Origin of the sequence: Polynucleobacter sp. UB-Tiil-W10 (assembly GCF_018881605.1) — a bacterium.
GTDB lineage: Bacteria > Pseudomonadota > Gammaproteobacteria > Burkholderiales > Burkholderiaceae > Polynucleobacter.
On sequence record NZ_JACVPZ010000001.1, the window covers coordinates 1,383,027 to 1,396,482 of the forward strand.

9 protein-coding genes are annotated in these 13,456 nt (G+C 46.2%); 7 read left to right on the forward strand and 2 right to left on the reverse strand.

The features are described 5' to 3' along the window. The first annotated feature begins 57 nt into the window (after positions 1 to 57). Genes smc through ICN33_RS07140 form a run of 4 tightly spaced genes read left to right on the forward strand, consistent with a single transcriptional unit; the run spans position 58 to position 7,136 of the window. Positions 58 to 3,579: a chromosome segregation protein SMC gene (gene smc / locus ICN33_RS07125; protein WP_216195732.1), complete on the forward strand. Its 3,522-nt coding sequence runs from the start codon at positions 58 to 60 to the stop codon at positions 3,577 to 3,579. Beyond that, positions 3,580 to 4,656 (forward strand): cell division protein ZipA C-terminal FtsZ-binding domain-containing protein, encoded by a 1,077-nt coding sequence (locus tag ICN33_RS07130; RefSeq protein WP_370623233.1) that lies wholly within the window; start codon positions 3,580 to 3,582, stop codon positions 4,654 to 4,656. It abuts the gene before it with no gap. Positions 4,657 to 4,665: 9 nt separating this feature from the next. Then, positions 4,666 to 6,681 (forward strand): NAD-dependent DNA ligase LigA, encoded by a 2,016-nt coding sequence (ligA, locus tag ICN33_RS07135; protein ID WP_216195734.1) that lies wholly within the window; start codon positions 4,666 to 4,668, stop codon positions 6,679 to 6,681. A 44-nt stretch (positions 6,682 to 6,725) separates the two neighbouring features. Beyond that, positions 6,726 to 7,136 carry a DoxX family protein gene (locus tag ICN33_RS07140; RefSeq protein WP_216195736.1) on the forward strand — a complete coding sequence of 137 codons (411 nt, stop codon included), beginning with the start codon at positions 6,726 to 6,728 and terminating at the stop codon, positions 7,134 to 7,136. Positions 7,137 to 7,208: 72 nt separating this feature from the next. Here ICN33_RS07140 and ICN33_RS07145 read toward each other — a convergent pair whose 3' ends face one another. Together ICN33_RS07145 and map are read right to left on the reverse strand one after the other, a co-directional pair. Then, entirely contained in the window at positions 7,209 to 9,806 is a 2,598-nt protein-coding gene (locus tag ICN33_RS07145; RefSeq protein WP_216195739.1) for a [protein-PII] uridylyltransferase, read from the reverse strand. 4 nt (positions 9,807 to 9,810) lie between these two features. Continuing rightward, entirely contained in the window at positions 9,811 to 10,647 is an 837-nt protein-coding gene (map, locus tag ICN33_RS07150; protein ID WP_216195742.1) for a type I methionyl aminopeptidase, read from the reverse strand. 268 nt (positions 10,648 to 10,915) lie between these two features. Between map and rpsB the strand changes: the two genes are divergently transcribed. From rpsB to pyrH, 3 genes are all read left to right on the forward strand, one after another. Further along, on the forward strand, positions 10,916 to 11,665 hold the full coding sequence (gene rpsB, locus ICN33_RS07155; RefSeq protein WP_216195746.1) for a 30S ribosomal protein S2: 750 nt from the start codon (positions 10,916 to 10,918) through the stop codon (positions 11,663 to 11,665). After that, the gene (gene tsf, locus ICN33_RS07160) at positions 11,665 to 12,549 is read left to right on the forward strand and encodes a translation elongation factor Ts (RefSeq protein WP_216195748.1); all 885 of its coding nucleotides are present in this window, start codon (positions 11,665 to 11,667) and stop codon (positions 12,547 to 12,549) included. Before rpsB ends, tsf begins: the two co-directional genes overlap by 1 nt. Before the next feature lie 185 nt (positions 12,550 to 12,734). Then, entirely contained in the window at positions 12,735 to 13,445 is a 711-nt protein-coding gene (gene pyrH / locus ICN33_RS07165) for a UMP kinase (RefSeq protein ID WP_216195750.1), read from the forward strand. Positions 13,446 to 13,456: the final 11 nt, after the last annotated feature.

Here is a 13,456-nt window from a genome sequence, read left to right on the forward strand (position 1 = left end):
TTAGTTTTAATTTTTTGCCCCTTTATTTGAACCCCTTTTTTCCCTGCAAAGTCCGCCGTGCAACTGAAATCCATCAAACTTTCCGGCTTTAAGTCTTTCGTAGACCCAACCCATTTTGAAATGCCTGGCCAACTCATTGGAGTTGTGGGTCCTAACGGTTGCGGAAAGTCGAACATTATTGATGCCGTACGCTGGGTTTTGGGGGAATCCCGCGCCAGCGAATTGCGTGGCGAATCCATGCAAGACGTTATTTTTAATGGCTCGGGCTTACGTAAACCATCTGGCCGCGCCAGCGTTGAACTCATTTTTGATAACACGGAAGGCCGTGCTCAAGGTCAGTGGAGCGCTTTTACAGAATTGGGTATCAAACGCGTTTTGACACGTGATGGAAATTCTAGCTATTACGTTAATAACCAAGTCGTTCGTCGTAAAGACATTCAAGATATTTTCTTGGGCACGGGTATGGGTCCAAGAGGCTACGCCATTATTGGCCAAGGCACGATTAACCGAATTTTGGAAGCAAAGCCAGAAGAGTTGCGCGTTTTCTTGGAGGAAGCAGCTGGCGTTTCTAAATACAAAGAGCGCCGTAAGGAAACTGCATCCCGCTTAGAAGACACTGTAGAAAACCTAACGCGTGTTGAAGATATTTTGCGCGAGCTTGATCAACAGTTAACTCGCTTAGAAAAACAAGCAACAGTTGCAGAGCGCCATGCTGAACTTTCTACGCAAATGAAGTCACAGCAACAACTGCTGTGGTTTGTGCGTCAGACCGAAGCCGGTAAAGAACAAGAGCGTCATGCTAATGGTATTCGCGATACGCAAGTTTCCTTAGAAGAGCAGACCGCTAAGCTGCGTCACGCTGAGGCCGAGCTAGAAACGATGCGTACACAACAGTACGCATTGCAAGATAAAGTTTCGCAAGCCCAAGGCGATTTGTATCAAACCAATTCTGATGTTAGTCAAGTTGAGGCGCAGATTCATTATGTGCAAGAAGCACGCCAACGTTTGCAACAACAGACCCAAGATTTGCAAGCGCAACTACAACGTTGGACTGTGCAAGAAACCGATGCGGCACAGGCACAGCGCACTACTGAGCATGAACTCTCATTAGCTGCCGAAAAAGAGCAAACTCTCTTGGCTGATTTAAATGGTTTGCAAGAGCAAATGCCAAGTCGTGAAGAGGCTTATCAAAATTCTTCACGTGAATTAAATAGCGCTCGTGATTCACTGGCCTCTATTGAGCAACGCTTAGCCAGTTTGGGTGAACGCCTTCGCTCCATGTCTGCTCAGTCCGATGAGTTAAAAGGGCGCGAGACTCGCTTAGTTGGCGAGTTTGATGGTTTGCGTCGCCCGGATGCTGAAGCACTGCAGACGGCTATTGACCGTCAAGCAATGGCTGCCCGTAAAGTTGAGGAGGCTAAACAGCGTGCTGTAGAAACTCAACAACGCGTTCCAGCTGCAGATGAGGCACGTAATACTGCGCAACAACAAATTCAAGTTGCAAATCAAGAGCTTGCTCAGACCGAAGCAAAATTGACAGCATTGACCGCCTTGCAAGCAAGCGTTCAGGCTCAAGGCAAGATCGGGCCTTGGCTTGAAAGTAAGGGTCTTAAAGAGAGCAAGCGTCTCTGGCAAGAGCTCAAAGTGGAGAGTGGCTGGGAGGCTGCCCTAGAATCCGTATTGCGCGAGCGTTTAGCCGCCGTAACCGCTAAGAGCGTTCAAGAAACATTGGCTTTGGCCAATGATGCACCTCCTAGCCGTTTGGCAATTTTGCTCACAGAAGAAATTACTCCTGCTCATACTTCTGCACCGGCTGATTTCACGCCATTGTTGAGCCGTGTGCAAAGTGCTGGCGCACCAAGACTTACTTCAGTATTACAAGAGTGGCTAGACAATATTTATATCGCTAGCAGTCTTGAGGATGCATTGCATCGCCGTGAAAAATTACCGGCTGGTGGTGCATTTGTTACTCAACAAGGTCACCTCGTTAGCCGTGTTGGCGTACAACTTTACGCGGCTGATTCTGAGCAAGCTGGTATGTTGGCGCGTGCTCAAGAGATGGAAAGTCTCGAGAAGCAATTACGCGCGCAACAACTCATGCAAAGCGAGCTCAAAAGTGAGCTGGATCAATGTGTAGCAAACTATCAAGCAGCACATCAAGCCGCTGAACAAGCTCGCGAGAATGCTGAACATGCTGTTCAAGAAGCCCATGGTTTTGAAGTAGAAAGAATGCAGCTGACTCAAGCTGAAGAGCAATATAGTCAACGTGCAGCGCAGATTCAGGGTGAGTTGAGTGAGCTGCGTCAACAGATGGAGCAGTTGTCTCAGACCCAAGAACAGTCTGCCGCTGAGTTGCTTGAATCTGAAGAGTCCAAGCAAGCTTTGCAAGAAGGCTTAGAAATTGCTCATGAAAAATTAGAGCGATCCACCGAGGAGCGTGATCGTTTACGTGAATCCCTCCGCGCTGCTGAGATGTCTGCTCAAGAGGCTGCTTTTGCAACCCGCTCTTTGCAACAGCGTATCGCTGATTTGCAGCGTGATCAAAGTACTGCCCGTACTCAAATCATGGAAATTCAAGATAAGCATGATGCCGCGGCTCAAGAATTAGAAACCTTAAGTGATGAGGAAGCGCAAGATAAGCTACAGGGCTTATTGCTGGCCCGTAGCGCACGCGAAGCTGCTTTAGCAAATGCCCGCACTGAACAAGATGCTTTGTTACATCAATTGCGCGAAGCTGATGAGTCCCGTATGCAGGTTGAGCGTAGCTTGCAACCAATGCGTGACAAAGTGGTTGATTTGCAATTGCGCGAACAGGCTGCACGCTTGAACTTTGAGCAATTTGCTACTTTATTGTCTGATGCTGAAGCTGACCTCACAGCGCTCGAAGCTAACTTCAGTGCAGATCTAAAGGTTGGCGCCTTACAGAGCGAAGTAAATCGCTTGAATACAGAAATTCAGTCCTTAGGTCCAGTGAATATGGCTGCGCTAGATGAGTTGTCAAGCTCACGTGAGCGTAAACAGTTCTTGGATGCGCAATCAGCTGACTTAAACGAAGCAATGCAGACTTTGACAGATGCGATTGCTAAAATCGATGCTGAAACACGTGACTTATTGCAAGGCACCTTTGATCAAGTCAATCTGCATTTCGGAAAACTCTTCCCTGAGTTATTTGGTGGTGGTCATGCTGAATTGGTAATGACTGGCGAAGAGATTCTAGACGCTGGCGTACAAGTAATGGCCCAGCCTCCCGGCAAGAAAAATAGCTCCATTTATCTCTTATCAGGCGGTGAAAAGGCTTTAACTGCAATTGCCTTAGTGTTCTCACTCTTCCTCTTGAACCCAGCCCCATTCTGTTTACTTGACGAGGTTGATGCTCCATTGGATGATGCAAATACCTTGCGTTATGCACAGCTAGTAGCCAAAATGTCTGATAAGACACAATTTTTGTTTATATCTCATAACAAAATCACTATGGAAATCGCCCATCAATTGATTGGTGTCACGATGCAAGAGCAGGGTGTATCCCGCATTGTTGCGGTTGATATTTCTTCTGCTGTTTCAATGGTAGAGGCTGCCTAAGTGTACGTAGAGCAAATGATGACGATGTTGGGCTTGTCTGATTTGCAATTGGCGCTTGCCGTTATTGGTCTGTTGATTCTGATGGCAGTAGCCATTCTGAATTTTAAGTATGCTCGTGCACGCCGCAAAGCAAAGGAACAAAGCGAATATTCTGCGGATGATCATTTTGCGCGTGAGCCTAGTTTTAGTCAAGGCTTTGGCGATAACATTACCTCCAGTAGAGCAGAGCCCAGTTTTGGTGAGGCGATGACAACAACTATTTCAGCTCCTGAAAAGTTTGTTATTGATCCGCGTATTGATTGTGTAATTACACTTCGTTTTGATGAGAGCATTAGCGGCTCCGAAATTCTTGATGAAATATATGCTTGGACTGACCTTGAGGCTCAATCGACTGCACGTTGGATGTGTGAAGGCTTAAATGCCGATATTGATGCTGCTGAAGATTGGGAAGAATTAAAGCCTGAGGCATCTTATTCTGAATTGCAGTTGGCTATTCAGTTAGCAAGCCGTAAGGGTGCTATCGGTGTTTTGGAGTTATCTGATTTCTGCTCTCGCGCTCAAGCGCTTGCTGAAACCTTGGGTTCGCAAATCGATATGCCTAGCGTAAGCACAATGCTAGATAACGCTAAAGAATTAGATGTGATGGCCGCTGAGAGCGATATTCAATTAAGTATTAATGTGCTGTTTGATGAGCCTTGCCCTTGGGGTAACTTTGATGCTCTGATGCGTCAGCGTGGCTTTAAGTTGGCCCGTAATGGTCGCCAGTATGAGTATCTGAGTAAGGGCATATTAATTTTTAATAGCAATGATTTAGATCCCAATAAGTCTGTAACCCAAGTGACACTATTGCTAGAAGTTCCTTTGGTGCCACAAGAAGAGCGTGCATTTGAAAGAATGTTGTCAGAAGGTGTGGAGATTGCGCAAGTCGCTCACGGGCGTTTAGTGGACGATAATTGCATTAATTTGAGTGGAGCTGCTGTGATTAGTATTCGTCAGCACCTCGATGTTCTCTATGCCAATCTTGAGAAATCTGGCGTTCCTGCTGGATCCTCTACAGCTAGTAGACTATTTAGCTAGGAAATCACTTTGTCGTCCACTAGTCCGACAAATTTAGCGGAGCGCTACGCATTCTTGCAAGGAGAGCTTGCTCGCTTAGAGCACGCTTATTACGTTTTAGATAATCCGCTTCTTCCTGATATTGAGTATGACCGCCTCTATAGAGAGTTAATTGATATTGAAGCCGCTCACCCCGAATGGATTACGCCAGAATCTTTATCTCAGCGCGTAGGCGGAGCGGCATTAAAAGAATTTGATTCAGTTACCCATGCAGTACCAATGCTTTCTTTAAATAATGCCTTTGAAGATGCTGAGCTCGTTGCCTTTGATCGCCGTTGTTGCGAGGCTCTGCATACTGATCATGTGACCTATGCGGGTGAATTAAAGTTCGATGGTTTAGCGATTTCTCTGCGTTATGAAAATGGTTCATTAGTCACGGCAGCAACTCGTGGTGATGGCGCAAGCGGCGAAGATGTCACGTCTAATATCAAAACTATTCGCGCCATCCCACTTAAACTTATCGGGAAAAATATTCCTCAGGTCCTAGAAGTGCGTGGTGAGGTCTTTATGTATCTCAAGGACTTCGAGAAGATGAATCGGCAGGCCGCACAGTTGGGTGAGAAAGAGTTCGCTAATCCACGCAATGCTGCAGCAGGTAGCCTTCGTCAACTAGATTCCAAGATTACTGCTAAACGACCACTTTCTTTCTTTGCTTATGGCTTGGGTGCGCTGGAGCCTCAATCCTGGCTACCCAAAACTCATGAAGGGCTACTCAATGCTTACGCCGAACTTGGCCTACCTGTTTGCTCTGAGCGTAAGGTTTTGCATTCAGTGGAGGAGATCTTAGCTTTCTATATCGAGATTGGTGCCAAGCGTGATGAACTGCCATATGATATCGATGGTGTTGTCTACAAGGTCAATTCATTTTCAGAACAGGCAAGACTGGGTTTTGTCTCACGGGCGCCTAGATTCGCTTTGGCGCACAAGTACCCAGCACAAGAGGCTTTGACTACCGTGTTAGGAATTGATGTCCAGGTTGGACGCACAGGTGCAATTACTCCAGTAGCTAGATTGGCGCCAGTAGAAGTTGGTGGCGTAATCGTAACGAATGCGACGCTACACAATGAAGATGAAGTCAAACGCAAAGATGTACGAATTGGGGATACCGTTTCAGTTCGTAGAGCAGGAGATGTGATTCCAGAAGTTGTTTCCGTCATCAAGGATCGACGTCCCACGAATACTCAAGAGTTTCAAATGCCTACCCGCTGTCCAGTATGCGATTCACATATCGAGCGCTTGGCTGATGAGGCGGTAGCCCGTTGTAGTGGCGGTCTTTTTTGTGGCGCACAGCGTAAACAGGCGCTAATTCACTTTGCCCATAGAAGGGCTCTCGATATTGAGGGCCTGGGTGAGAAAATCGTCGATCAGTTGGTTGATCATAATTTGGTAAGAACGCCAGCAGATCTCTATCGCCTTGGCTTTACTGCGCTTGCAAACTTAGAGCGTATGGGCGAGAAGTCAGCTGATAATCTCCTGCAAGCAATTAATCAATCTAGAAATACGACCCTAGCTCGATTTATCTTTGCATTAGGTATTCGTCACGTGGGTGAGACCACTGCTAAGGATTTAGCAAATCATTACCAATCTATGCACGCTTTGATGGATGCAGGCATAGAAGATCTGCTGACTGTTAAAGATGTTGGCCCAGTTGTTGCGGATTCCATCACGAGCTTTATGCAAGAGGCGCACAACCGAGAGGTGATTGAACAGCTACTTGCCTCAGGCATGCAACTTGCTATTGAAAAAAAGATCATTAGTGCAGCAGTTGCCGGCAAGACCTTCGTTCTGACAGGCACCTTCCCAACGATGACAAGAGATGAGGCCAAAGAGCTGCTAGAAAAAGCAGGTGCCAAGGTAGCTGGATCAGTCTCCAAGAAAACAGACTATGTTGTTGCCGGAGCTGATGCTGGTAGCAAGCTCACCAAAGCAGAAGAGCTTGGTGTGCCGGTCATTGATGAGGCGGCCATGATGGACTTATTAAAGTAAGATGTACTGGTTGCAAATTGCGATCAAATTATTGAAGGGGTTGCATGAATAAGGCTCAAAGCACATTAAATTTAATTGGACGCATTGCGATTGCGACTCTATTTTTACCGGCTGGGATTCTAAAGTTGATGGGCATCGAGGATACAGGTGCTTATTTTGGCTCTTTGAGCGTTCCTGTGGTTGCTATTTTAGTTTGGATGGTCACTGCCATCGAAATAGTAGGAGGTCTGGCTTTAATCCTTGGCTACCAGACGCGTATTGCTGCCATTGGTTTGGCAGGCTTTACATTGGGTGCAAGTTTGATTGGTCATGCATTTTGGTCTGCCCCAGAAGATGCAGCGCTTATTGCCCAGCTGATATTCGTGAGGAATATGGCCATTATGGGCGGCTTATTAGTATTGGCAGCTTCTGGCGGCGGCGCCTATAGTTTGGATGCTCACAAGAGTAAAGCCTAAGAGAAAAAGATTTCTCCATCAGAAGCAAAAAACCACCCGAGGGTGGTTTTTGATTATTTAGATCAAGAATTTTTAAGCCCCTAAAGCCTCAAGCAATTCTGTTTCAAGCTGTATCTGTAGTTTGGGATTCTTGCCTAGGTTGGCAGCATCCAAGAGAAGAACGTCTTCCACTCGTTCCCCTAGCGTATTAATTCTGGCGGTATGAATAGAGACCTGGTGTTTTGCCAAGACTCTTGAAATTGTATAAAGCAGACCGGTGCGGTCATTCGCAGAGAGTGCTAAGGTGTAGTACCTGCCGCGATCATCTGGAACCATATGTACGCGTGGCTGAATTGGGAATGTGCGTGATTGCCTAGATAGGCGGCCCATGCTTGGATTGGGTAGGGGATCAGCGTTGGTTAAAGCCGCCGTTAATTCAAATTCAACCAATTGAATGATGTCGCGATAACTACCGCCTTCATCTACCAAGTTGCTCCCAGAGATTTGGAATGTATCTAGGGCATAGCCATGACGCGTGGTATGAATGCGGGCATCCCAAATTGAGAAACCGTGTCTTTCAAAGTAAGCACAGATTCTGGCAAAGAGATCTTCTTGATCCTTTACATAGACAGCTACTTGGAGTCCTTCGCCAATAGGAGATAGCCGTGCTCTCACAATCGGTTGATCGCTATTGACCTTGTTAAATAAATGCCTTGTAAGCCAAGCAATGTCAGAAGAATCTTGTCTTAAGAAGAAAGCGACATCCAATTGCTTCCACAGATCCTCGTAAGCATCATCATTGATGCCGTAAAGGCGTAATTTTTCTCTGGATTCTTCTTGATGTTGAGCTAATTCTGATGAGGCATCTGGTTTTGCGCCGCCCAACACTCTGAGTGTTGCACGATAAAGATCTTCCAAGAGTTTGCCTTTCCAGGCATTCCAAACTTTAGGGCTGGTACCGCGGACATCCGCCACGGTTAATAAGTACAGTGCCGTGAGGTGACGCTCATCACCCATCTTCTTCGCAAAGGCCTTGACAACATCAGGATCGGTAATATCTTGCTTTTGCGCAAACTGGCTCATATTGAGATGCTCTGCCACTAGCCATATCAATAGCTCGGTATCTTTTTTATCTAAGCCATGGTCTTTAGCAAATTTACGCATGTCCGCTTTGCCCAGTTGCGAGTGATCACCGCCACGACCTTTAGCGATGTCATGAAAAAGGGCGGCGATTACGAGTAGCCAAGGCTTTTCAAAGTGGGCGATTAAGCTGCTGCAGAAAGGGAATTCATGAGTGTATTCAACAACCATGAAGCGGCGCACATTACGCAACACCATGAGGATATGTTGATCAACGGTATAAATGTGAAATAAATCATGCTGCATCTGCCCAACAATTTTTCTGAAGGCGGGAAGGTAGCGGCCTAAAACGCTACTACGATTCATTAACTGAAACGCACGGCTTACGCCCTCGGGTTGCTTGAGAATCTCAATAAAGAGTGCACGATTAACTGGGTTGGCGCGCCATTGACTATCCATTTTTTGGCGGGCGTTATATAGGGCCCTAAAAATAGTGGCCGATAGACTTTTTACATTGGCCGTTTGTGCAAAGACCAAGAAGGTGCGCAAAATTTGTTCTGGATGTTTTTGATAGAGCTGCGGATCAGTAATGTCCAGCACACCCTGTCGCTCAATGAAGTACTCATTACCTTCACCTGGAATAGAGAGAATCGTCCTAGACTCTTGTGGAAAGAGAAGGGCCTCAATATTTTGTAAGAGCACATCATTTAATTGCGTTACTGCTTTAGCTGCCCAGTAGTAGCGACGCATGATGGCTTCGCTAGCTTGACGGGGCGATTCTTCTTTAATTCCCATTGACGCCGCAAGCGCTGCCTGTAGGTCAAAAGCAAGAACATCTTGTCTTCGTCCAGCCAGCAAATGCAAGTTAGCGCGCAAGGTTTCTAGGAAGCGTTGATTGCGATTGAGCTCAGTCAGTTCGCGCTGCGTAACAAGGCCGGCCTCATTGAGGTCCTTAAAGGTATCCCCCAATAATGCTGCCTTACTAATCCAAGAAATGACCTGTAAATCACGTAAGCCGCCAGGGCTCTCTTTGCAATTCGGCTCTAAGGAGTAAGGCGTGTTTTGATATTTATAGTGACGCTGAATCTGCTCTGCTTGTTTGGCCTGAAAGAATGCTTTTGGATCCATCGCTGCTTCAAAGGCCTTGGCAAAGTCTTTGAAGAGTTGTTTTTTGCCGCAAATAAGTCGTGCCTCCAGCAGGGAAGTGCGGACGGTAATGTCTTGCTCTGATTCAGATATACATTCAGCAACATTTCTGACTGAGGAGCCAATTTCTAAGCCAGTATCCCAGCAGCTTGCAACAAATTGCTCTACTTGCTTTGATAAAGCTTGCGACTGTTTTTCATCAGCTGGTAGCAAAATCAAGATATCGATATCGGAGTAGGGAAATAAGGCGCCTCTACCAAAGCCACCAACCGCCACTAGAGCGGCTTCATTATTTAAACCAAAACTACTCCATAAATGACTGAGGAGTTGATCGCTCAGTTTGGAGAGTTGCTTGGTTAATTTACTGACTGACTGTGTTTTTTTAAATTCTGTGTAAGCAATCTCTCGAGCAGAACGCAGACTGGCTGCATCAGTAATATTGCTGGCTGCCTGCGACTGACTCATCGTATTAAACGCTTGCTAATGAAGGTCTAAATGAAAGGCCCTTAACGCAATCTGGGGGAGGGTTGCTACCTTCCGACCACGTTAGCACCTCAACCCCGGTTGCGGTAACTAAAAGGGTATGCTCCCACTGCGCGGAGAGGCTGCGATCTTTTGTCTTTACGGTCCACTGGTCAGGCATGGTACGAATATCGCGTTTGCCAGCGTTGATCATGGGCTCAATCGTAAATGTCATGCCTGCTTCTAATTTTTCACCAGTACCCGGTTTGCCGTAGTGAAGAATTTGTGGGTCTTGGTGAAATACTTTGCCAATGCCGTGACCGCAGTATTCCCTTACAACTGAGTAACCGGCTTTTTCAGCATGAGTCTGAATCACATGGCCAATGTCACCAAGCGATGCGCCCGGTTTTACTTGGGCAATGCCCAGCCACATACATTCAAAAGTAATTTGCGTGAGGCGCTTTGCCATGACAGAGACTTCACCCACCATAAACATGCGACTGGTGTCACCGTAATAACCATCATGGGTGATAACAGTAATGTCTAGGTTCACAACATCACCCGTCTTGAGAACTTTGTCTCCTGGAATGCCGTGACAGATCACATCATTCACTGAGGTGCAGATGGATGCTGGAAAAGGTGGGTAGCCAGGTGGTTGATAGTTCAGCGGGGCCGGAATGGTTTTTTGGATGTCGCGCATGTAGTTATGGCAAATCCGATCCAATTCGCCAGTAGTAACTCCAGCTTTGACGTGGGGGGCCACATGATCAAGTACTTCGCTGGCTAAGCGGCCAGCTTCGCGCATCCCTAGGATGTCTTTTTCTGCGGTAAATACACTATTCATGCCTTGATTATCAACGACTTGGGGAGTTTTGGTTTGCCATAATTGCCTAAAATTTGAGCAATTACTGCGTTTTTAGACCTTCTAGTGCTAATTTTGATGATTTAACCACTCACTTGGAAGAGTGTGGAGTCAGCTAGAGCATTGATATTTAAGCTATAATTTCGGTCTCAGGTCTATCTTGGACTTGAAATCGCAAGTTGAGCCTTCCAGGGTGGCGTTTTTTAGCGCAGCTAGGACTCAACTTTAGAACCAACCCTTAGGAGAAGTTATGTCAGTAACTATGCGTCAAATGCTGGAAGCCGGTTGCCATTTTGGTCACCAAACACGCTTCTGGTCCCCAAAGATGGCCCCATTTATTTTCGGTCATCGCAACAAAATCCACATCATCAACTTGGAAAAAACATTGCCAATGTTTCAGGAATCACTGAAATTTGCAAAACAAGTTGCTGCTAATCGTGGCACTATTTTATTTGTTGGTACTAAGCGTCAATCACGCGAGATCATTGCTGAAGAAGCGGCTCGTGCTGGTATGCCTTACATCGACAGCCGTTGGTTGGGCGGTACGCTCACCAATTTCAAAACTGTTAAAGGTTCCCTGAAGCGTTTGAAAGACATGGCGGTTGCTAAAGAAGCTGGCGACTGGGAAAAGCTTTCCAAGAAAGAAGCGTTGACTAATGATCGTGATCTCGACAAATTGCAAAAAGCACTTGGCGGTATTCAGGATTTGAATGGCGTTCCTGATGCGATTTTCGTTGTGGACGTTGGTTATCACAAGATTGCTATTACTGAAGCTAACAAGCTTGGTATTCCAGTAATCGCTGTTGTGGATACCAACCACTCACCAGAAGGCGTTGATTACATTATTCCTGGTAACGATGACTCCAGCAAAGCGGTTCTCCTCTATGCGCGCGGTATTGCTGATGCAATCCTCGAAGGCAAAGCTAACTCTGTTCAAGAAATCTTGACAGCAGTTAAAGAAGGTGAAGAAGAGTTTGTTGAAGAAGGGAAAGCTGAATAATGGCCGCTATTACCGCTGCAATGGTTGGTGAGTTACGCGCCAAGACTGATGCTCCGATGATGGAGTGCAAAAAGGCTTTAACTGAGGCTGATGGTGATATGGCTCGTGCAGAAGAGATTCTGCGTGTAAAGCTGGGTAGCAAAGCAGGTAAAGCGGCTTCTCGTGTAACGGCTGAAGGCATCGTTGCAACTTCTATCAATGGCACTACTGGTGCATTGTTAGAAGTGAACTGTGAGACTGATTTTGTTTCTAAGAACGATGATTTCTTGGCATTTGTAAATGACTGTGTGAAGTTGGTTGCTGAAAAGAACCCAGCTGACGTAGCTGCATTGTTAGCATTGCCATTGAATGGGCAAACTGTTGATGAAGTTCGTAGCGCACTGATCGGTAAGATTGGTGAGAACATCATGCCACGTCGCTTCAAGCGTTTTGCTGGTAGCAACAAGTTAGTCTCTTACCTCCACGGCACTCGTATCGGTGTGATGGTTGAGTTCGAGGGCGATGAAACTGCTGCTAAAGATGTAGCGATGCATATTGCTGCAATGAAGCCAGTGGCTTTGTCTATGGCTGACGTTCCTGCTGAAGCGATTGCTGTTGAGCGTAGCGTTGCCGTTCAAAAAGCGGCTGAATCTGGCAAACCACCAGAAATCGTTGAAAAGATGGTTGAAGGTTCTATTCAGAAGTTCCTTAAAGAGGTTTCTTTGTTGAACCAGACTTTCGTGAAGAACGACAAGCAAACTGTTGAGCAAATGCTCAAGGCTGCAAATACAACAATCAAGGGTTTCACTATGTTTGTTGTAGGCGAGGGCATTGAGAAGCGTCAAGACGACTTTGCGGCTGAAGTGGCTGCGCAAGTGGCTGCCGCCTCTAAAGCAACTGCTTAATTAGCTGTTTTGGGGCTTGCCCCGCTAGTTGGTAATACCCAAAAGGGCATAGAAACCTTAGTTTCTGTGCCCTTTTCTTTGATCCTTCCCAAGCCCTTTATAATTTGGCGGAGATATTAAAAAGTGCTTAAAGATCAATAAGCTAAGTAAATTAATTACTTGGCAAATTACGGAAAATAAAAAACATGCCAGCCTACAAACGAGTCCTCTTAAAACTATCTGGTGAAGCCCTTATGGGTGACGATGCTTTTGGCATTAATCCAGTCACCATCGATTCCATGGTTAAGGAAATTGCTGATGTTGTGAATAGCGGTGTAGAGCTAGCCATTGTGATTGGTGGCGGAAATATATTCCGTGGTGTTGCAGGTGGCGCAGCTGGAATGGATCGCGCAACGGCAGATTACATGGGTATGTTGGCAACCATGATGAATTCCCTTGCATTGCAAGATGCACTACGCCAAAAAGGTGTTGAAGCGCGCGTGCAGTCTGCGCTTCGTATGGATCAAGTGGTTGAGCCATACATTCGTCCACGTGCGATTCGTGCAATGGGTGAAGGTAAGGTTGTTATTTTTGCCGCTGGTACAGGCAATCCATTCTTTACCACTGACACAGCCGCTGCTCTGCGTGGTGCTGAGATGGGTGTTGAGATCATGCTCAAAGCAACGAAAGTGGATGGTATTTATAGTGCCGATCCCGTTAAAGATCCAGCAGCAACTTTATATAAAACAATTACGTTTGACGAAGCTTTAATCAAGAATCTACAAGTCATGGATGCAACTGCATTTGCATTGTGCCGTGATCGCAAATTACCAATCAAAGTATTTTCAATTCTCAAGCCAGGCGCGTTAATGCGTGTAGTGCAAGGTGAACCCGAAGGTACTTTAGTACACGTTTAATAGGAGGTCTG

Bases quoted from the DNA above. Each gene is read 5' to 3' on its own strand.
- map (WP_216195742.1), bottom strand. From the start codon at position 10,647: ATGAATAGTGTATTTACCGCAGAAAAAGACATCCTAGGGATGCGCGAA.
- rpsB (WP_216195746.1), top strand. From the start codon at position 10,916: ATGTCAGTAACTATGCGTCAAATGCTGGAAGCCGGTTGCCATTTTGGT.
- ICN33_RS07145 (WP_216195739.1), bottom strand. From the start codon at position 9,806: ATGAGTCAGTCGCAGGCAGCCAGCAATATTACTGATGCAGCCAGTCTG.
- tsf (WP_216195748.1), top strand. From the start codon at position 11,665: ATGGCCGCTATTACCGCTGCAATGGTTGGTGAGTTACGCGCCAAGACT.
- pyrH (WP_216195750.1), top strand. From the start codon at position 12,735: ATGCCAGCCTACAAACGAGTCCTCTTAAAACTATCTGGTGAAGCCCTT.
- ICN33_RS07140 (WP_216195736.1), top strand. From the start codon at position 6,726: ATGAATAAGGCTCAAAGCACATTAAATTTAATTGGACGCATTGCGATT.